Source organism: Microbispora oryzae (assembly GCF_017896165.1).
In the GTDB taxonomy this organism is placed as follows: domain Bacteria; phylum Actinomycetota; class Actinomycetes; order Streptosporangiales; family Streptosporangiaceae; genus Microbispora; species Microbispora oryzae.
This window is the reverse complement of sequence record NZ_JAFCNB010000017.1, coordinates 97,313-115,929: the sequence shown is the minus strand read 5'-3', so window position 1 is coordinate 115,929 and position 18,617 is coordinate 97,313. Positions and strand designations below refer to the sequence as shown.

The 18,617-nt window shown below is 71.8% G+C and carries 16 protein-coding genes; 9 read left to right on the top strand and 7 right to left on the bottom strand.

What is annotated here, in order from left to right; translation table 11 throughout:
* Positions 1-5: 5 nt before the first annotated feature.
* From JOL79_RS25655 to JOL79_RS25645, 3 genes are all read left to right on the top strand, one after another.
* Positions 6-791, top strand: coding sequence for a Bax inhibitor-1/YccA family protein (locus tag JOL79_RS25655; protein WP_210158447.1), 786 nt, complete (start codon positions 6-8; stop codon positions 789-791).
* A 189-nt stretch (positions 792-980) separates the two neighbouring features.
* Positions 981-1,199 (top strand): DUF4287 domain-containing protein, encoded by a 219-nt coding sequence (locus JOL79_RS25650; protein ID WP_210158446.1) that lies wholly within the window; start codon positions 981-983, stop codon positions 1,197-1,199.
* A 145-nt stretch (positions 1,200-1,344) separates the two neighbouring features.
* A complete protein-coding gene (locus JOL79_RS25645) occupies positions 1,345-1,755 on the top strand; it encodes a PPOX class F420-dependent oxidoreductase (protein WP_210158445.1) in 411 nt (136 codons plus the stop codon).
* Positions 1,756-1,786: 31 nt separating this feature from the next.
* Here JOL79_RS25645 and JOL79_RS25640 read toward each other — a convergent pair whose 3' ends face one another.
* From JOL79_RS25640 to JOL79_RS25630, 3 genes are all read right to left on the bottom strand, one after another.
* On the bottom strand, positions 1,787-3,007 hold the full coding sequence (locus tag JOL79_RS25640; protein WP_210158444.1) for an acetyl-CoA C-acetyltransferase: 1,221 nt from the start codon (positions 3,005-3,007) through the stop codon (positions 1,787-1,789).
* A 127-nt stretch (positions 3,008-3,134) separates the two neighbouring features.
* Complete coding sequence (locus tag JOL79_RS25635) at positions 3,135-4,493, bottom strand: outer membrane protein assembly factor BamB family protein (protein ID WP_210158443.1); 1,359 nt, start codon at positions 4,491-4,493, stop codon at positions 3,135-3,137.
* A 47-nt stretch (positions 4,494-4,540) separates the two neighbouring features.
* Positions 4,541-5,515 carry an SGNH/GDSL hydrolase family protein gene (locus JOL79_RS25630; protein WP_307848726.1) on the bottom strand — a complete coding sequence of 325 codons (975 nt, stop codon included), beginning with the start codon at positions 5,513-5,515 and terminating at the stop codon, positions 4,541-4,543.
* A gap of 120 nt (positions 5,516-5,635) precedes the next feature.
* On the opposite strand from JOL79_RS25630, the gene JOL79_RS25625 reads away from it, so the two are divergent.
* Both JOL79_RS25625 and JOL79_RS25620 read left to right on the top strand, forming a co-directional pair.
* Complete coding sequence (locus tag JOL79_RS25625) at positions 5,636-7,006, top strand: cystathionine beta-synthase (RefSeq protein ID WP_210158442.1); 1,371 nt, start codon at positions 5,636-5,638, stop codon at positions 7,004-7,006.
* A 130-nt stretch (positions 7,007-7,136) separates the two neighbouring features.
* A complete protein-coding gene (locus JOL79_RS25620; protein WP_210158441.1) occupies positions 7,137-8,282 on the top strand; it encodes a cystathionine gamma-synthase in 1,146 nt (381 codons plus the stop codon).
* Positions 8,283-8,316: 34 nt separating this feature from the next.
* Here JOL79_RS25620 and JOL79_RS25615 read toward each other — a convergent pair whose 3' ends face one another.
* From JOL79_RS25615 to JOL79_RS25605, 3 genes are all read right to left on the bottom strand, one after another.
* Positions 8,317-8,751: a hypothetical protein gene (locus tag JOL79_RS25615; RefSeq protein ID WP_210158440.1), complete on the bottom strand. Its 435-nt coding sequence runs from the start codon at positions 8,749-8,751 to the stop codon at positions 8,317-8,319.
* Between the two features lie 384 nt (positions 8,752-9,135).
* Entirely contained in the window at positions 9,136-11,088 is a 1,953-nt protein-coding gene (locus JOL79_RS25610; RefSeq protein WP_210158439.1) for a vWA domain-containing protein, read from the bottom strand.
* Positions 11,089-11,133: 45 nt separating this feature from the next.
* Positions 11,134-12,543 carry a sigma 54-interacting transcriptional regulator gene (locus tag JOL79_RS25605; RefSeq protein ID WP_210158438.1) on the bottom strand — a complete coding sequence of 470 codons (1,410 nt, stop codon included), beginning with the start codon at positions 12,541-12,543 and terminating at the stop codon, positions 11,134-11,136.
* A gap of 212 nt (positions 12,544-12,755) precedes the next feature.
* Between JOL79_RS25605 and JOL79_RS25600 the strand changes: the two genes are divergently transcribed.
* From JOL79_RS25600 to ilvA, 4 genes are all read left to right on the top strand, one after another.
* Positions 12,756-13,952, top strand: a complete 1,197-nt coding sequence (locus tag JOL79_RS25600) for an FIST signal transduction protein (protein WP_230985444.1) — start codon at positions 12,756-12,758, stop codon at positions 13,950-13,952.
* A 1-nt stretch (position 13,953) separates the two neighbouring features.
* Complete coding sequence (locus JOL79_RS25595; RefSeq protein WP_210158437.1) at positions 13,954-14,994, top strand: ROK family protein; 1,041 nt, start codon at positions 13,954-13,956, stop codon at positions 14,992-14,994.
* Positions 14,995-15,138: 144 nt separating this feature from the next.
* Positions 15,139-15,786: a LysE family translocator gene (locus JOL79_RS25590; RefSeq protein WP_307848725.1), complete on the top strand. Its 648-nt coding sequence runs from the start codon at positions 15,139-15,141 to the stop codon at positions 15,784-15,786.
* A gap of 85 nt (positions 15,787-15,871) precedes the next feature.
* On the top strand, positions 15,872-17,086 hold the full coding sequence (ilvA, locus tag JOL79_RS25585) for a threonine ammonia-lyase (protein ID WP_210158436.1): 1,215 nt from the start codon (positions 15,872-15,874) through the stop codon (positions 17,084-17,086).
* Positions 17,087-17,108: 22 nt separating this feature from the next.
* On the opposite strand, the gene JOL79_RS25580 is transcribed toward ilvA, so the two are convergent.
* A complete protein-coding gene (locus tag JOL79_RS25580; RefSeq protein WP_210158435.1) occupies positions 17,109-18,608 on the bottom strand; it encodes a M1 family metallopeptidase in 1,500 nt (499 codons plus the stop codon).
* Positions 18,609-18,617 lie beyond the last annotated feature (9 nt).

Sequence of the window (18,617 nt, the reverse complement as noted above, 5' to 3'; positions counted from 1 at the left end):
CAGCGGTGGAGAGCAGGAACCCCATATTCGCCCGTCGGGGGGCGGCCGGCCGGTCGTCGTGGTCCGGCCCGACGCCGACGGTCGGGCAGTTGAACGACATGTACGCGGCCCCGTCGTACGCCCCGCCCGCCGAACGCGCGATGACGATCGACGACGTCGTCGTACGCGGTTCCATGACCCTGGGCACGCTCTTCCTGGCGGCGGCCCTGTCGTGGTACTTCGACGTCGGCTGGGGCCTGGCCTTCCCCGCCATGATCGTGGGCCTGGTCCTGGGACTGATCGTCTCGTTCCGGCAGAGCACCAATCCGGCGCTCATCCTCGGCTACTCGGTCTGTTACGGCATCGCGATCGGCGTGCTCAGCCACGGGATGAACACCGCGTACGACGGGATCGTCCTGCAGGCGGTCGTCGGGACGATGGTCGCCTTCGGCGGCACCCTCGCCGTCTACGCCCTGAGGATCTTCCGGCCGACGCCCAAGTTCACCAAGTTCGTGGTGGCCGCCGCCTTCGGCGCGATCGGCCTGATGCTGCTCAACTGGATCGCCGGTTACTTCGAGCCGGGCGGGCTCGGGCTGCGCACCGACAGCGCCATCGGCTGGATCTTCAGCGTCGCGATGATCCTACTCGGCTGCTTCTTCCTCCTCCTCGACTTCGACCAGATCGACCAGAGCGTGCGGGCCGGGGTGCCCGAGCGCTACTCGTGGCTCATGGCCTTCGGCCTGACGCTGAGCCTCGTCTGGCTCTACCTGGAGATCCTCCGCTTCATCAGCTACTTCACGAACAACGATTAGCGGACGACCGATTCTCGCCAGGGCGCCTCTCTTCGGAGGGGCGCCCTTCGTGTGCTATATCAGGACATCGCCATGCGCGGCGTAACATTCGATCAACATCCCGTAACAAATCGATGTCCGATGGGGGGTTGTCAAGCGACGGCGGGTGATGCACTGTGACACAAAGCAGCCTTTTCCGTGGAGGTGCCCATGTCGTTGAACCACTCACCGGAGACACAGACCAAGCTGATCGCCCGAGTCCCGTCCATAACCGGGCGTGACCTCCCCGAGTGGTTCGAAGCCATCGACAACGGCCCGTCGTTCCTGCGATGTGAAGAGCGGGCCCACTGGCTCGCCGAAGAGCACGGGCTGAGCCACGGCTACGCCGCCGCCATCGTCCTCGAGCACGAGCGGCGCCGCCGCTTCTGAAGCCGGTCGTCCCGGCACCCGGTCGCCCGCACCGCCTTCCCGGTGCGGGCGCCTTGTCGTTAACGGGGTTCGTACGGCCGGGTTCGTACGGCCGGGTCGTGGGGCATGTCATACGGCGGGCCGGCCGGTCGGCATGATGGACCTTATGGATCTCGACAAGGCACGCGAGTTCGTCAGGCACAACCACCACGCCGTCATGGCGACCTTTCACGAGGACGGCCGCCTGCAGATGTCCCCGGTCTTCGTCGGCGTCGACCCCGAGGGCTACCTGGTGATCAGCAGCCGGGAGACGGCGATCAAGACGAAGAACCTCTACAAGAATCCGCAGGTGTTCCTCACCGTCGTCCCGGACGCGTTCGTCGGGCCCTGGGCCCAGATCGAGGGCCGGGCGCAGGTCGTCTCGCTCCCGGACGCCATGGACCACCTCGTCCGCTACTACCGTGACCTCAACGGCGAGCACCCCGACTGGGACGAGTACCGGGCCGCCATGATCCGGGACAAGCGAGTGATCATCCGGGTGGAGCCCACCCGCGCGGGTCCCGACTTCAAGGGCTGACGACGCCCGTCGCGGAGGTTCGTCGCGGAGGTCAGGACAGCCGCTCCAGCACCATAGCCATGCCCTGGCCTCCGCCCACGCACATGGTCTCCAGCCCGATCGTCCGGTCGTGGAACCGGAGGCTGTTGATCAGGGTGGAGGTGATCCGGGCCCCGGTCATGCCGAAGGGGTGCCCCAGCGCGATCGCCCCGCCGTTCACGTTGAGCCGGTCGAGGTCGATCCCGAGCTCCTGATAGGACGGGATGACCTGGGCCGCGAACGCCTCGTTGATCTCCACCAGGTCGACGTCGCCGACGGCCATCCCCGCGCGGGTCAGCGCCTGCCGGGACGCCTCGACGGGGCCGAGACCCATGATCTCGGGGGACAGGCCGGTGACGCCGGTGGAGACGATCCTGGCCAGCGGGGTGATCCCCAGCTCGGCGGCCTTCACGTCGCTCATGACGACCACCGCGGCGGCGCCGTCGTTCAACGGGCAGCAGTTGCCGGCCGTGACGGTGCCGTCGGGCCGGAAGGCCGGCTTGAGCTGGGCCACCGCCTCATAGGTCGTGCCGGGCCGCGGGCCGTCGTCCCGGCGCACGATCCGGCCGTCGGGCAGCGTCACCGGCGTGATGTCGCTCTCCCAGAAGCCGTTCGCGACGGCCTTCTCCGCGAGGTTCTGCGACCGCACGCCGAACTCGTCCTGCGCCCGCCGGGAGACTCCGCGCAGCGCGGCCACGTTCTCCGCGGTCTGGCCCATCGCGATGTAGACGTCGGGCAGCGCGCCGTCCTCGCGGGGGTCGTGCCACACCGGTCCGCCGCCCTCGGCCGCCCGGTCCGTACGGCCCTTGGCGTCCAGGAAGAGCGGGTTCATGGTGTCGGGCAGCGAGTCGGAGCTGCCCTTCACGAAGCGGGAGACGGTCTCGACCCCGGCCGAGACGAACACGTCGCCCTCGCCCGCCTTGATCGCATGGAACGCCATGCGGGTGGTCTGCAGGGAGGACGCGCAGTAGCGGTTCACCGTCGTCCCCGGCACGTCGTCGAGGCCGAGGAGCACGGAGACGACACGGGCCATGTTGAAGCCCTGCTCGCCGCCGGGTAGCCCGCAGCCGAGCATGACGTCGTCGATGTCGTGCGGGTCGAGCTCCGGCACCTTCGCCAGCGCCGCCCCGATCATCTGGACGGTCAGGTCGTCGGGACGGATGTCCGTCAGCGATCCCTTGAAGGCGCGGCCGATCGGGGATCGCGCGGTCGCCACGATGACTGCCTCGGGCATGTGACTCTCCTGCCTGCTCGCGTGCCGCCCGCTCGGGGTCCGGGCGGCCCTTCCGCGAGGTTACCCCTCAGTAGGTCGTTCACCGGGCCCCCGGGGGCCGCCCGGATGGAACTTTCTCCCGGAGCGCTCAGCCGTACATGCCGGGGGTCGAGCCCGCGGCGTCCTTGACGGCGTGCAGGGCGCCCTTCTCGTCACGCCACAGCCGCCACCCCGCCTGGCTTCCGGTGAACCACGACGGCGGCGCGGAGGAGGAGGTGATCCGCTTGCCCGTGGCGAGGTCGAACTCGCACAGCGCGGCGATGGAGTAGAAGCCGGGGGTCATGTCCCGCAGGGAGAGCGGCTTGGGGTCGGTGACGCAGAACGACCAGCCGTTCGCGCCCTTGAGAGGGGTCGGCTCGCCGGTGCTGAGGTCGTAGACCGAGCCGGGCGCGTCGCGTTTGAGGAACCCCAGCTTGTCCATGGACGGCGGGAACGCGAGCCACCAGCCCGTGCCCGGGACCTGGGTCGGGGTGATCTGGCCGAGGACCCGGCCGGTCTCCGCGTCGAGCCTGGCGAAGCCGCCGTACTGCCCCTGCTCGTCGACGGGCCGGACGACGGGGGCGTAGGCGGGGTTGCCGCTCGGGTAGACCCGGACCACGTTCGGGCGCATCCAGTCCACCGCGCCGTCGGAGAGGCGGGCGGAGAACAGGCCGAACGTCGAAGTCCGCTTGGTCTGCGGATCGGTGAAGGGGGCGACGTACCCGACGATCTTGTCCTCGGTGGCGCCGAACGCCCAGCCGCCGGACAGGTCGACGCCGTCCCCGAGGGCCTGCTCGATCGGCAGCTGCCAGGAGACCTTCCCGGTCTTCAGCGCGTACGCCTCAAGCACGGGGTGGGACGCGAGGCGCAGCACGACGACCTTGTCCGGGCCCGCCCACTCGACCTCGGAGATTCCGGGCAGGCGCCACAGCTGGCGCCCGTCGCGCGGGTCGAGGACGACCATGCGGGCGCTCGCCAGGGCGGTGTTCTCCGACAGGCACACGTAGGGCCCGCAGCCCTGCGGCCCGAAGGTCGAGTGGACCGGCCGGGTCCACAGCTGCCGTCCGGTGCGGGCGTCCCGCGCGACCAGCGTGGCCTTCTCCCGGGGCCGGGAGGCGGGGTCGAGCGCGACCACGACCGCGTGGCCCCCGCCGATCTCCACGGTGGCGGGCGCCTGCACGCCCATCCCGGGGAGCCGGCCGATCATGGTGGCGGGGTGGGACCACAGGGTCCGTCCGGTGGCCAGGTCGAGGGCGACCGTCTCCAGCGCGCCGTCGGGCTTCATCGATGTGGCCGCCGCGACGCCGCCGCCGACGGTGGCCCGGCTGACGGCGTTGACCCGCGTGTTCTGCCAGGCGGGGTAGTCGGTGCCGGCGTCGTCGCCGCCGGAGCAGCCTGCCAGGGCGCCGCCCGCGAGAAGGGCGGTCGCGGCGAGCGTCATGGTCGGTTTCGCGTGGGGCCGGATCATTTCACTCCTACAGGGGGTGATGGCCTGGCCGCGAAAGGTGACCGACTCTAGGCGTTCGGAAGCGGCCCCGGTCCCCGGCGGAGCAGCGCCGCCCATCGTCCATGAGGGCCGGCCGCCCGGCCGGCGACCCGGGTCGCGGTGACCTCGGTGCCGGGTTCCTCCACGGCCATCGCCGCCAAAAGGTATTGCGATCCTTCGACGCGCGCGGGTTCCGGCTCGGGCCACAACTCCAACGCAGCGCATACAGACGGTAGCACTGCGTACGCGGCTTGTAGGTAACCTCGGGCAGATGGATGAAAACGATCGGGTCCGAACATCTCTGCCGGGTTCGCGTCGAACTCCGGTCCGAGGAGATCGGCGAAGGCCACCGTGCGCCCGCCCGCCTCGATGACGGCGACGGTCTGCGCGGCGGCGAGCTGGCGCGACCAGCGCCGGGTGACCCAGCGGAGCGGCTGGGCGATGGGGCGGACCGTCCCCAGGTCGGGGCAGGTGCCGACGACCACCTCCGCGCCCGCGTCGCACAGCCGGCCCACGGCCTTCTGGAGGTGACGGACGGCCCGGGCGGGCAGGGTGGCGGTGGTGACGTCGTTGGCCCCGACGAAGACGACGGCGATCTCCGGCCGCTCGGCCAGCGCCCGGTCAACCTGTGATTCCAGGTGGGCCGACTCCGCGCCCGACTGCCCCAGGACGGTCAGCCGCACCGGCCGCTCGGCGACGGCGGCCAGGCCGCGCGCGATGATCACCGCCGGGGTCTCCTCCGGGCGGGTCATCCCCAGCCCCACGGACGTGGAGTCGCCCAGCACCGTCATCCGGATGGGCTCACCGGGGAAGTCTCCGTAGACGCCGTCGGACGGCGGCCCGTCCAGGCCGTGCGGCTGGCCGACGAGCCTGCGGGCGAGCGTGGCCTCGGCCATCAGCAGACCGTAGGTGACGACCCCCAGGGCGGTGAGGCCGCCACCGCCCAGAGCGGCCGCCGTCGCGATGCGGCGGGCGGCGCGCGCCACGCCGGATGTCCAGATCACGCGCCCTCCTCACCTCGCGGTACGGTTGCAAGAAGAAATTAGCCGAGTCCCCGCCACCCCTTCGGGACCACGGCAGCGGACAAGCCGACAAAGCTTAGGCAAACCAAGGTGGTCTTCGCGGTGCGCGTACACGACTCGCTGATCGAGCTGATGGGCAACACCCCGCTCGTCCGGCTCCGCAAGGTGGCGGCGGGCGCTCCCGCCCAGGTGCTGGCCAAGGTGGAGTATTTCAACCCCGGCGGATCGGTGAAGGACCGGATCGCGCTGCGGATGGTGGAGGCCGCGGAGCGGAGCGGCGCGCTGCGGCCCGGCGGCACCATCGTCGAGCCGACCTCGGGCAACACCGGCGTCGGCCTGGCCATCGTCGCGCAGGAGAAGGGCTACCGCTGCCTGTTCGTCTGCCCCGACAAGGTCGCACAGGACAAGATCGCTGTCCTCCGCGCGTACGGCGCCGAGGTCGTCGTCTGCCCCACCGCGGTGTCCCCGGATCACCCTGACTCCTACTACTCCGTCTCCGATCGGCTCGCCCGTGAGACCCCGAACGCCTGGAAGCCGGACCAGTATTCCAACCCGGACAATCCCGCCAGCCACTATCACTCCACCGGCCCCGAGATCTGGGCGCAGACGGAGGGCAGGATCACCCACTTCGTGGCGGGCATCGGCACCGGCGGGACGATCAGCGGCACCGGCCGCTACCTCAAGGAGGTCTCCGGCGGCCGGGTGAAGATCATCGGAGCGGACCCCGAGGGCTCGGTCTACTCGGGCGGCGACGGCCGGCCGTACCTGGTCGAGGGCGTCGGCGAGGACATCTGGCCCGCCACCTACGACACCACGATCTGCGACGAGGTCATCGCCGTCTCCGACAAGGACTCCTTCGGCATGACCCGCAGGCTCGCCCGGGAGGAGGCCCTGCTGGTCGGGGGCTCCTGCGGGATGGCTGTGGTCGCCGCGCTCCGGGTGGCGCAGGCCGCCGGCCCGGACGACGTCGTGGTGGTGCTGCTGCCGGACGGCGGGCGCGGCTACCTCTCGAAGATCTTCAACGACGACTGGATGGCCGACTACGGGTTCCTCACCACGTCGAGCGACGAGGGCCTGGTCGGCGACGTGCTCGGCCGCAAGTCGGCCGGGCTGCCGCAGTTCGTCCACGTCCACCCGCACGAGTCGGTCGGCACGGCCATCTCGATCATGCGTGAGTACAACGTCTCGCAGTTGCCGGTGATGAAGGAGGAGCCGCCGGTCATGGCGGCCGAGGTCGTCGGCTCGATCGTGGAGCGCGACCTGCTCGACGGCCTCTATCGCGGGCGGGTGCGCTCGGAGGACCGGATCGGCGGGCACATGTCGGCGCCGCTTCCGATCATCGGCATCGGCGAGCCGGTCGCCCGCGCGGTGGAGGCGCTGGAGAAGGCCGACGCCGCCGTGGTGCTTGACGACGGCAAGCCCGTCGGCATGGTCACCCGGCAGGACCTCCTGGCCTTCCTGGCCAACCACTAGCGGTGATCGGACTCTTTGGACAAGTCCTGATAAATCCGATGATCTTTGCCGGGACGATCTACGGCAAAAAGGACGCCTGAGGTGCTCGCGCCGCCAGGTGCCGGAGGAACCTGCGGATAGTCTCGACCCCATGAACCAAGGCTTCGAGACCCTGGCCGTCCACGCGGGCCAGGAGGCAGATCCACATACAGGCGCCGTGGTGCCGCCCATCTACGCCGTCTCGACGTACAAGCAGGACGGCGTGGGCGGCCTGCGCGCCGGAGGCTATGAGTACAGCCGGTCGGCCAACCCCACCAGGACCGCCCTCGAGGAGGCGCTGGCGGCCGTCGAGGGCGGCACGCGCGGCCTGGCGTTCGCGTCGGGACTAGCGGCCGAGGACACGCTGCTGCGCGCGGTCTGCCGTCCCGGCGACCACGTCCTGATCCCCGACGACGCGTACGGCGGGACCTACCGGCTGTTCGCCCGGGTGCTCGGGCCGTGGGGGGTGTCGTTCGATCCCGTCCCGCTGGGCGACCTCGACGCGGTCCGCGCGGCCGTCCGCTCCGGGAGCACCCGGGTGATCTGGGTGGAGACGCCCACCAATCCGCTGCTGAACGTGGCCGACATCGCCGGGCTCGCGCAGATCGCGCACGACGAGGGCGCCCTGCTCGTGGTGGACAACACGTTCGCCTCGCCGTACCTGCAGCAGCCGCTCGCGCTGGGCGCCGACGTCGTGGTCCACTCGACGACCAAGTACGTCGGCGGCCACTCGGACGTCGTGGGCGGCGCCCTGGTGACCGGGTCGGCCGACCTCGGCGAGCGGCTCGCCTACCACCAGAACGCGATGGGCCCGGTCGCCGGGCCGTTCGACGCCTGGCTGACGCTGCGCGGGCTCAAGACGCTCGGCGTGCGGATGGAGCGGCACTGCGACAACGCCGAGCGCGTGGTCGACCTGCTGGTGTCGCACCCCAGGGTGACCCAGGTGTTCTATCCGGGCCTGCCGGAGCACCCGGGCCACGAGGTGGCGGCCAAGCAGATGCGCCGCTTCGGCGGGATGGTCTCGTTCCGCGTGGCCGGCGGCGAGGAGGCCGCCGTCGAGGTCTGCGCCCGCGCCCGGCTGTTCACGCTGGGCGAGTCTCTGGGCGGCGTCGAGTCGCTGATCGAGCACCCGGGCCGGATGACCCACGCCTCGGCCGCCGGCTCGCCGCTCGAGGTCCCCGCCGACCTCGTACGGCTGTCGGTCGGCATCGAGACGGTCGACGACATCCTGGCGGACCTCACCGAGGCCCTGAGCTAGGCGGCCGGTCAGCCGGCGCTGTCAGCCGGCCCTCTCAGCTGCCGCTGAAGAAGACCATCAAGAAGAGGATCACGAGCCAGATCAGGGCGGTGATGCCGGAGAGCGCGGCGATCCGTCCTGTCTGCACCTTCGCGTCGTCCTCCGGCGACTCGGTCGAAAGCGCCTGGATCGCGGTCCGCTGGTCACGCTCGATGATCACGAGCAGGACCGCCGCGACGACGAAGAGCGTCATCGAGGCCGACAGGTACGGCAGCCCCAGCGAGCCGCGGCCCAGGAGCAGTCCGAACAGGAACACCCCGAGCGTCAGCAGGCCGAACAGCCGGGTCGTGCGGTGCAGATAGCGCAGCACGTTCAGGTCGCGCGCCCGGATGTAGCGCGGCGTGACGCTGGTCACGGCCGTGAGGGGGCCGATGGCGAAGATCGCGAAGCCGATGTGCAGCCACAGCAGCAGATTGTCGAGGAACGACATGGGGTCGAGGCTATCGTCTCGGTGATCGCATCGGCACCGTCACCCCGCGCGGCGCGTCCCGCCGTTTCCCGTCCCGGGGCCGCGCGGCCCGGGACGGGTGGCGTCTCACTTGCGACGCCGGCTGCGGGCGCCGAGACAGAGCTCGTAGAGAACGACCGTGATCACCATGAGTGTGACCAGGCCCAATGCGACGATCATCGGGGGGTCCTTCCACCGGGGCCGTGGAACGATCAGCGCGAATACCGGGGAACTCCTGACTATCGTCCGCCGATCGCAACCGGATCGGCAATCGATTATCGCGCTCCGTGATCTACCGTTGCCGATCTGTCGCCGAACTGTCGCGATCCACCGCCGATCGGCCGACGATCGGTCGACGATGGGTCGTCAGCGGGCCCTGCGGGTGTGGAGGAAGTCGCTGACGACGTACTCGCCGAGACGATCGGCGCTGGGGGAGAAGACGCGCCCGCCGTTGCGCCGGGCGACCTCGTCGACGAACTCGCGCAGGCGGTCGTCGGCGGCCAGCATGAAGACGTTGATCGTCGCCTTCCGCCTGGTCATCTTGTCGACCTCGGCGAGGGTCAGCGACAGCGTCTCGGCCGAGGGCGGCCACTCGAACCGGGGCACGCCGTTGCGCATGAGGTGCGCGGTCGGCTCGCCGTCGGTGACCACGAGGACGACGGGCTCGAAGTCGGGATGCCGGTCGAGGTGGCGCCCGGCGATGACCAGCGCGTGGTGCAGGTTCGTGCCCTGCACCATGTCCCACTCCAGCCCGGCGAGCTCGTCGGGGAGCAGCACCCGCGCGTAGTTGGAGAACCCGATGATCTGCACGGCGTCCTGCGGGAACTTCGACGCCACCAGGGACTGCAGCGCCAGCGCGGTCTGCTTGGCCGACGCCCAGGTGCCCCGCAGCGCCATCGAGTAGGACAGGTCGACGAGCAGGCACACGGCGGCGGCCGAGCGGCGCTCGGTCTCCGCCACCTCGAAGTCGTCGACGGTGAGCCGCACCGCTCCCGAGGAGGCCCGGCCGGTCCGCCGCACTCCGTTGATCACGGTCCGGACCACGTCGATCGGCTGCTCGTCGCCGAAGCGCCACGGCCTGCTGCTGCCGGTGAGCTCCCCGGCGGTGCCCGCGTCGCGCTGGTCGTGGTCGCCCCGGCGGCCCGCGTCGAGATGGGCGAAGACCCGGCGCAGCGCGGTCTCGCCCAGCCGCCGTACGGCCTTGGGGGTGAGCTCCAGCTTGCCGCGGTTGCGCCGGAGGTAGCCCTGGGCCTCCAGCTCCCGCTCGATCCGCCGCAGGGCCTCCAGGTCGTCCACGGCGGAGCGGCCGAGCGCCCTCCGTACGGCGTCCTCGTCGACGTCGTCGAGCCCGGCGCCGGGATAGTCCTGCCGCAGGGCGCTCTCCAGGTCACTGAGGTCGGCGAGCTCCTCCAGCGCGGTGACGGCGTCGCCCATGCCCGTCGGGTCGTCGCCGGAGACCCGCTCCGGCGTGCCCCAGGCCAGGTCGGGACGGCGGGCGTGGAGGGAGTCGCCCAGGCGGCGCATCTGCTCGGCGAGGCCGGCCTGCTCCAGGGTCTGCTCCATCAGCGCGGCCAGTTCCTCGCGCTGGGCGGGGGTCAGCGACGCCATCAGCCGCTGGGCAGCCGCGGCGCGCCGGGCGAGCTGGTCGACCAGCTCTTCGAGGTTCCGCGGGTTCTCCGGGAACATGTCCCCGTATTTCCGCATGAACTCGGCAAAGTCGTCTTCGGTGTGCTGACCCCGGGCGTCCCGGTCGAGCATCTCGTTGAGGTCCGACATCATCTGCCGGACCCGCTCCATCGCCGCCGGATCGGGGTTGGCGAGCGCCTCCCGCATGCCGCGGAACCGGCTGTCGAGCACCTCCCGGCGCAGCAGGTCACGCAGTTCCTCGAAGGTCCGCCGGGCCGCCCCCGACCGCCAGTCGTACTCGGACAGCTCCTGGATGGCCCTTGCGGTGTCGGACGGCAGCGCGTCGAGCGCCGACTCGCGGAAGCGTGCGTCGTCGGACGGGTCGGGGAAGAGCTCGGCGCGCTCCTGCCCGATCGCCTTGTCGAGCAGCGCGCGGGCCTGCTCCAGCGTGCCGTCCAGCCGGGTGTTGTCCCGCAGCTCGCGGCGGCGCCTGCGCACCTGGCGGAGCAGGTCGTCCAGCCCCCGGCGGTCAGGGGCGCCGGGCAGCCCCCGCCGCAGCAGGTCGCGCAGCGCGTCGAGGGGCGTCGAGCCGGACAGGATGGCGTCGCCCATCTCGTCGAGGGCCGAGCGCACGTCGTACGGCGGAGCCAGCGGGTCCGGCCCGTCGTGATATTCCCGGTACAGGAAGCTCACGCCGTTATGCCCCCTTTCGGGACGTATGAAGATCCCTCGTGAGGATCACGTGCGGTACACCGCTCCGCCCGCGACCTCGTCCTTCGACAGACGGCGCATCAGGTAGAGGCCCTCAAGGGCGAACTCCAGGGCCGCTGCGGCGTGGCCGGGGGACTCGTCGCCCTCGCCCATGCCGAGCCCGGCCATGATCCTGGACAGGCCCTCGATCCGGCCCACCCGCCGCAGCAGCTCGTTGGCGGCGACCAGCTCGCCCGACTCGACCTGGACGCCTTGGGTGAACCGGTCGACGAGCGAGGTGAGGTCGGTACCGCCGAGGGTGCCGCGGAAGGTCTCCGCGGTGGCCCGGCGGAGCAGGTGAGCCAGCACGTCGACCTCGCGGCCCTCCTCGCTGACCTCGAACTCGACCTTGCCGCGCAGCGTGTGGACGATGCCCGGGAGATCGCAGATCCGGGTGACCGGCCGCTCCTCCCCAGTCAGCGCGGCCCGCCGTACGGCGGAGGCGGCGGCGGTCTCGGCCGCGGCGATGGAGAAGCGGGCGGAGACGCCGGAGCGGGCGTCCACCGCCGTCGACTCGCGCACCAGCCGGGTGAACCTCGCGATGATCTCGACCAGGTGGTCCGGCAGGTCGGCGCCGAGGTCGTCGAGCTCGGCCTCCTGGCGGATGAGCACCAGTTCGTCCTCGACGCCGCGCGGATAGTGCGTGCGGATCTCGGCGCCGAAGCGGTCCTTCAGCGGCGTGATGATCCGGCCCCGGTTGGTGTAGTCCTCGGGGTTGGCGCTGGCGATCAGCAGGAGGTCGAGCGGGAGCCGCAGGTTGTAGCCGCGGACCTGGATGTCGCGTTCCTCCAGGACGTTGAGCAGGGACACCTGGATCCGCTCGGCCAGGTCGGGCAGCTCGTTGACGGAGAAGACGCCGCGGTTGGTCCGGGGCACCAGGCCGTAGTGGACGGTCTCCGGGTCGCCGAGCGTCCGGCCCTCTGCGATCTTGATGGGGTCGACGTCGCCGATCAGGTCGCCGACCGAGGTGTCGGGGGTGGCGAGCTTCTCGCCGTACCGCTCGTCTCGGTGCTTCCAGGCGACCGGCAGGTCGTCGCCCTTGTCGGCGGCGAGCCTGACGCACCGCACGCAGGCCGGCGCGTACGGATGATCGTTGATCTCGCACCCGGCGACGACCGGGGTCCACTCGTCGAGCAGACCGGCGACGGTCCGGATGAGGCGGGTCTTGCCCTGGCCGCGTTCGCCGAGCAGGACCAGGTCGTGGCCGGCGATCAGAGCGCGTTCCAGGTGGGGCAGGACGGTGTCGTCGAATCCGACGATGCCGGGGAAACGCGGCTCCCCGGCCCGCAGCCTGGCCAGGAGGTTCTCCCTGATCTCAGCCTTGACCGTGCGGTATCGGTGGCCGCTCTCACGCAGTTCGCGAAGAGTGCTGGAGGCGGGCGTGGGCGATTTGTGCACCAGTCGAGACTACGTCGCCATCAGGGGATCCGGCAGCCCGATTGACCGTACCGGCGGCCGGCCGTCCCGGAATCCGTCCTGCTCGCCGGGCCGCCGGCGTCGTGTGCCCGGCGGTTACGCCAATCGCGTACGGCCTCGCGTGCGTCGAAGCCCGCGCAGTGGGGAGAATGCGCGAAGGACGAGATGAGGTCCCGACAGGAGGAGGCGAGACGATGGCGGTGATGACGAGCCGCTTCGCCGACGGTCTCGCCGTGGGCGCTGACCTGGTGGAGACCGCGGAGTCGGCAGTGCGCCGGGCGCTGGACGGCCTCAGCGGTCCGGCCGACCTGGTGTGCTTCTTCATCTGCGGAGACGATCCCGACGAGGTGGGCCGGGCGGGCCATCGGGCGATGGCGCTGGCTCCGGGCGCGCAGGTGATCGGCTGCAGCGCGACCGGTGTGATCGGCGCGGGACAGGGGATCGAGCTTGAGCCGTCCGTGAGCGCCTGGGCGGCCTCCCTCGGCGGCGCGAGGATCACCCCGTTCACCCTGGAGACGCTCCGCACCGAGGACCGGTTCGTGGTCATCGGCCTGCCCGAGCGCGAGCCGGACGACCAGGTCGCGATCATGCTGGCCGACCCGTACAGCTTCCCCACCGACGCCTTCGTCGAGCATTCCGGCGAGGTCCTCGACGGCCTGCCCATCGTCGGAGGCATGGCGAACGGCATGCACGGGCGGGGATCGGTCCGGCTGTTCGCGGAGGGAGAGGTCCACGAGGGCGGAGCCATCGGCGTGATCCTCGGCGGGCCGGTGCGGATCGACACGGTCGTCAGCCAGGGCTGCCGCCCGATCGGGCCGTCGATGGTCGTGACGGGCGCCGAGGACAACCTGCTACTCGAGCTCGCCGGACAGCCCGCCCTGGCGCGCCTGGAAGACATCGTGAGCGCGCTCGACGAGGACGACCGCGAGCTTGTGGCCTCCGGCTTACAGATCGGCGTCGCGATGGACGAGTACGCCGAGCGGCACGAGCGGGGCGACTTCCTGATCCGCGGCGTGATCGGCATCGACCCCGAGCGCGAGGCGGTGGCCATCGGCGACGTGGTGGAGATCGGCCAGACCGTGCGCTTCCAGGTGCGCGACGCGGAGACGGCCGCCGAAGACCTGCACGAGCTTCTCGAGGGCTACCGGCGGCGGGCCGACGGGATCGACGGCGCCCTGCTGTTCTCCTGCAACGGCCGCGGGTCGGCGATGTTCGGGTCCGCCGACCACGACGCCCTGGCCGTACGCGATCGGCTGGGGCCGATCGGGCTCGCCGGGTTCTTCGCGGCGGGCGAGATGGGTCCGGTGAGCGGCCACAACCACGTGCACGGCTTCACGGCCTCGCTGCTGGTCTTCTCCTCGCCCGCGGCCCCCGCCGCTCCGAACGCGTGACATGGGCGATCTGACCCTGGCCGTGGACATCGGCGGGACGAAGTTCGCCGTCGGCCTGGTCGACGCCGGCGGCGGCGTCGCCGAATCCCGGGTGGCCGCGACTCCGCCGGGGGGCGACGCTCGGGCGCTGTGGGAGACGCTGACCGCGCTGCTCGACGACCTGGACGTCCCGGACGCCGTCGCGGGCGTGGGGATCGGCTGCGGCGGCCCGATGACCTGGCCGGATGGGGCGGTGTCGCCGCTCAACATGCCGGGCTGGCGGGGTTTCCCGCTGCGGGAGCGGCTCGCCGCGCGCTTCCCCGGAGTCCCGGTGCGGATCCACAACGACGCCGTCTGTCTCGCCGTGGCGGAGCACTGGCGGGGCGCGGGCCGCGGCGTGCCCAACATGCTCGGCATGGTCGTCTCCACGGGCGTGGGCGGCGGGCTGATCCTGGGCGGCCGGCTGGTCGACGGCGGCACCGGAAACGCCGGGCACATCGGCCACGTGGTCGTCGATCCCGCCGGGCAGCCGTGCGGCTGCGGCGGGCGCGGCTGCCTGGAGGCGATCGCCCGCGGCCCGGGCCTGGCCGCGTGGGCCGTGGAACGGGGCTGGTCTCCGGCGGAGGAGCCGCGCGAGCCCGCGACCGCGACGGACACCGGGCCAGACACCGGGCCAGACACCGGCCCCGCGCCGGGCGGCGCGGACGGGCCTAAAGCCCGTTACCTGGAGGCGACCGCCGCCTCGGCGCGCCGGCTCGCGGCGGACGCGGCGGCCGGTCACCCGATCGCGCTGGAGGCGATGACGCGGGCGGGCCGCGCGCTCGGGACGGCCATCGCGTCGGCCGCCGCCCTGTGCGACCTCGACCTCGTCACGATCGGCGGCGGGCTCTCGCAGGCGGGTCCGCTGCTGTTCGGGCCGCTGGAGGAGGCGCTGCGCGAGCACGCCAGGATCACGTTCGCCCGGCGGATCCGGGTCGTGCCCGCGGCCCTGGGCCAGGAGGCCGGCCTGGTCGGCGCGGCCGCCCTCGTCGTCGCCCCCGGCAGCTACTGGTCCGCCGGATGACTCCGGTGCCCACCCCGCGATCAGCCCGCCCGCTCACCCCCGAGCGAGCGCCGCTGACCGCAGCCGTACCGAAGATCTGCCGCCCTGCCGTGGACCGAACGGGAAAGGATCCTTAGGCTTGCCGAGACGAAGGGGGATCTTTCCGTGCATGTCGCAGCTCTGACCGGAATCGCGATCGTCGCCCTGGGGATGGTCCTCACACCGGGGCCCAACATGATCTATCTCGTCTCCCGCTCGATCAGCCAGGGACGGCGGGCCGGGCTCGTGTCGCTCTCGGGAGTCGCCGTCGGCTTCCTCGTCTACCTCGGCGCCACCTGCCTCGGACTCACGGCGGTGTTCGCGCTGGTCCCCGCCGCGTACGTGGTGATCAAGCTCGCGGGCGCGGCGTACCTGCTCTACCTGGCCTGGAAGACGCTGCGGCCGGGCGGGGTGTCGGTCTTCCAGCCGAGGGACCTGCGGCCCGACTCGACGGGCAGGCTGTTCACCATGGGGCTGGTGACGAACGTGCTCAACCCCAAGGCCGCCGTCCTCTACCTGTCGCTGCTGCCCCAGTTCATCGACCCGTCGGCCGGGCACGTGATGGAGCAGAGCTTCGCGCTCGGCGCCGTGCAGATTCTGATCAGCATGGGCGTCAACACGGTGATCATCGTTGCCGCGGCCGGCCTCGCCGCGTTCCTGGCCACCCGGCCGCGCTGGCTGCGCCTCCAGCGCTACGTCATGGGCACCATGCTCGGCGCCTTCGCGCTGAAGCTCGCGGTCGACCGGCCGCCCGCCGTCGTCCACGCGTCATAGCGGCCACGGAGACCGGGCGAGAGCCCGGGAGGGCACGGCCCCGGCGGGCGGACGCCGTCCCGCGGATGAATGGGAGACTGCGGGCATGGGTGTTCCACAGGTGACGTACGACGACGTCGTCGCCGCACGCGAGCTGCTGGCGGGGGTGGCCGCCCAGACGCCGGTGCTCCACTCCCGGGTGCTGTCGGAGACGATCGGCGGACCGGTCCATCTGAAGTGCGAGAACCTCCAGCGGGCCGGGTCGTTCAAGATCAGGGGCGCCTACGTGCGCATCGCCCGGCTGAGCGAGGAGGAGCGGGCGCGGGGCGTCGTGGCCGCGAGCGCGGGCAACCACGCGCAGGGGGTGGCCCTGGGCTCGTCGCTGCTCGGGGCCAAGTCGACCGTCTACATGCCGCAGGGCGCGCCGCTGCCCAAGGTCGAGGCGACCAGGGCGTACGGCGCCGACGTGGTCTTCGCCGGGCACACGGTCGACGCGGCGCTGCAGGCGGCCCGTGAGGACGCCGACCGGACCGGCGCGGTGTTCATCCACCCGTTCGACCACCCGGACGTGGTGGCCGGGCAGGGCACCGTCGGCCTGGAGATCATGGAACAGCTCCCCGACACGGGCACGATCGTGCTCCCCATCGGCGGCGGCGGGCTGGCGGCCGGGGTCGCGCTGGCGGTGAAGTCGCTGCGTCCGGGGATCCGGGTCGTCGGCGTGCAGGCCGACCGCGCGGCGGCCTATCCGGAGTCGCTGGCGGCCGGGCATCCGGTCATGGTCGAGCCCACGTCCACGATGGCCGACGGCATCGCGGTCGGCCGCCCGGGTGAGCTGCCGTTCGAGCTGATCCACTATCTGGTCGACAGTGTGGTCACAGTGTCGGAGGAGGCGCTGTCGAAGGCGCTGCTGCTGTGCCTGGAGCGGTCGAAGCTGGTGGTCGAGCCGGCCGGGGTGGCCGGGGTCGCGGCCCTGCTCGACCGGCCGCGCGCGTTCGACCCGCCGGTGGTGGCGGTGCTGTCCGGCGGCAACATCGATCCCCTCCTCCTGGCCCGGCTGCTGCGGCACGGCCTCGCGGCCGCCGGGCGCTACCTGGCCTTCCGCATCCGGCTGACCGATCGGCCGGGGGCCCTGGCGGCGCTCCTGACCAGGCTGGCCGAGCTCGGCGCCAACGTGCTCGACGTGGTGCACGAGCGGGTCGGCGCGCGGCTGCACCTGGAGGAGGCCGAGGTGCTCCTGCAACTGGAGACCCGGGGGCCCGCGCACTGCGACGAGGTGCTCGGCGCCCTGCGGCGGGAGGGCTACAAGCTGTTCTTCTCCTGAGCCCGTGCTCGGGCGGCCCGGGTCAAGCTCCGGCGGGCTGCGGCGGGCCTGAGGCCACGGAGGGGCGGCCGGGACGCGTGAGCCAGGCGTCGAACAGGGGGCCGAGCTTCCGGCCCGACGTCCGCTCGGCCAGCTCGACGAACTGCGCGGTCGTGGCGTTCCCGAACCGGTGCTCGCCGGTCCACGCCCGGAGCAGGGCGAAGAAGCGGGCGTCGCCGATGTCCAGGCGCAGCGCGTGCAGGGCCATGGCCCCCCGGACGTAGACGGAGGCGTTGAACAGGTCGGCGGGCCGGGCGGCGCCGGGCGGATAGTCCCACATCGGATCGGTGGCGTTCGCGTAGTAGTGGCGGAAGAACGCGTCCGCGCTCTCGCCGCCCCGGTGCTCCGACCACAGCCATTCGGCGTACGTGGCGAAGCCCTCGTTGAGCCACAGGTCCTTCCATCGGGTGATGCTCACGCTGTCGCCGAACCACTGGTGGGCAAGCTCGTGGGCGATGATGCTCTGCTGCGGCCGGAATCCGCCGTAGAGCGGCTTCGTCTGGTTCTCCAGCGCGTAGCCCGCCGCGAAGTCGTCGATCACCCCGCCCGTGGAGGAGAACGGGTACGGCCCGAACACCGTGGACCAGTAGTCGGTGATCTCCGCGCTGCGCGTGTAGAGGTCGTCGAGGGAGTCGCGGAAGGCCGGGTCGACGGCGGCGTAGACCGGCAGGCCCCCCGCGCTCCGGCCGGTGCGGACGTCGAACCGGCCCACCGTCATCGTGGCCAGGTAGGACGCCATGGGGTGCCGCTCCCGCCAGACGAAGGTCGTCCGGCCGCCGGTGGTGACCGGAGCGCCGTCGAGCTCGCCGTTCGCGATGGCGGTCAGCCCTCCCGGCACGGTGAGGCGGAAGTCGTAGGTCGCCTTGTCGGCCGGGTGGTCGTTGGACGGGAACCACGTCTTGGCGCCGTTCGGCTCGCAGGCCACGAACGCCCCGTCGGCCGTCGCCGTGAACCCGTACGTGCCGAGGCCGCTGTAACCGCGGATCGGCTGGGGCACGCCCCCGTAGTCGACCACCACGTCGAAGGCGCCGCCCTTGGAGATCGGGGCGGCGGGGCTGATCACCAGCTCGTCGCCCTGGCGGCTGAAGCCCGCGGGAGTGCCGCCCACCGTCACCCGGCTCACCGTCAGCCCGGACAGGTCGAGGTCGAACGACGTGAGGTCCTGTACGGCGGTCGCCCGGATCGCCGCGTTGCCCGTGAGCTGCCTGGTGGCGGGGTCGTACGCCAGCGTCAGGCCATAGTGCTCGACGTCGTATCCGCCGTTGCCGTCCCTCGGGAAGTCGGGGTCGCCGATGCCGGGCGCGCCGGCGGTGCCGACGCCCGCGGTGGCGATGCCCGCGGTGCCCGCTCCGGCGAGGATGGGAGCGGGCGACGGCGGGGCGACCGCGCCCTCGGACGCGGTGCAGGCCGACGAGACGGCGAGAGGCGCGGCGCACAGGACGGCGGTCAGGGACACGGTGACCGGGAAACGGTGAACAGCCATAGGGCCAGC

Coding starts and splice junctions, on each gene's coding strand:
- JOL79_RS25650 (WP_210158446.1), top strand. CDS start 981: ATGTCGTTGAACCACTCACCGGAGACACAGACCAAGCTGATCGCCCGA.
- JOL79_RS25645 (WP_210158445.1), top strand. CDS start 1,345: ATGGATCTCGACAAGGCACGCGAGTTCGTCAGGCACAACCACCACGCC.
- JOL79_RS25640 (WP_210158444.1), bottom strand. CDS start 3,007: ATGCCCGAGGCAGTCATCGTGGCGACCGCGCGATCCCCGATCGGCCGC.
- JOL79_RS25635 (WP_210158443.1), bottom strand. CDS start 4,493: ATGATCCGGCCCCACGCGAAACCGACCATGACGCTCGCCGCGACCGCC.
- JOL79_RS25620 (WP_210158441.1), top strand. CDS start 7,137: ATGAACCAAGGCTTCGAGACCCTGGCCGTCCACGCGGGCCAGGAGGCA.
- JOL79_RS25615 (WP_210158440.1), bottom strand. CDS start 8,751: ATGTCGTTCCTCGACAATCTGCTGCTGTGGCTGCACATCGGCTTCGCG.
- JOL79_RS25600 (WP_230985444.1), top strand. CDS start 12,756: ATGGCGGTGATGACGAGCCGCTTCGCCGACGGTCTCGCCGTGGGCGCT.
- JOL79_RS25595 (WP_210158437.1), top strand. CDS start 13,954: ATGGGCGATCTGACCCTGGCCGTGGACATCGGCGGGACGAAGTTCGCC.
- ilvA (WP_210158436.1), top strand. CDS start 15,872: ATGGGTGTTCCACAGGTGACGTACGACGACGTCGTCGCCGCACGCGAG.
- JOL79_RS25580 (WP_210158435.1), bottom strand. CDS start 18,608: ATGGCTGTTCACCGTTTCCCGGTCACCGTGTCCCTGACCGCCGTCCTG.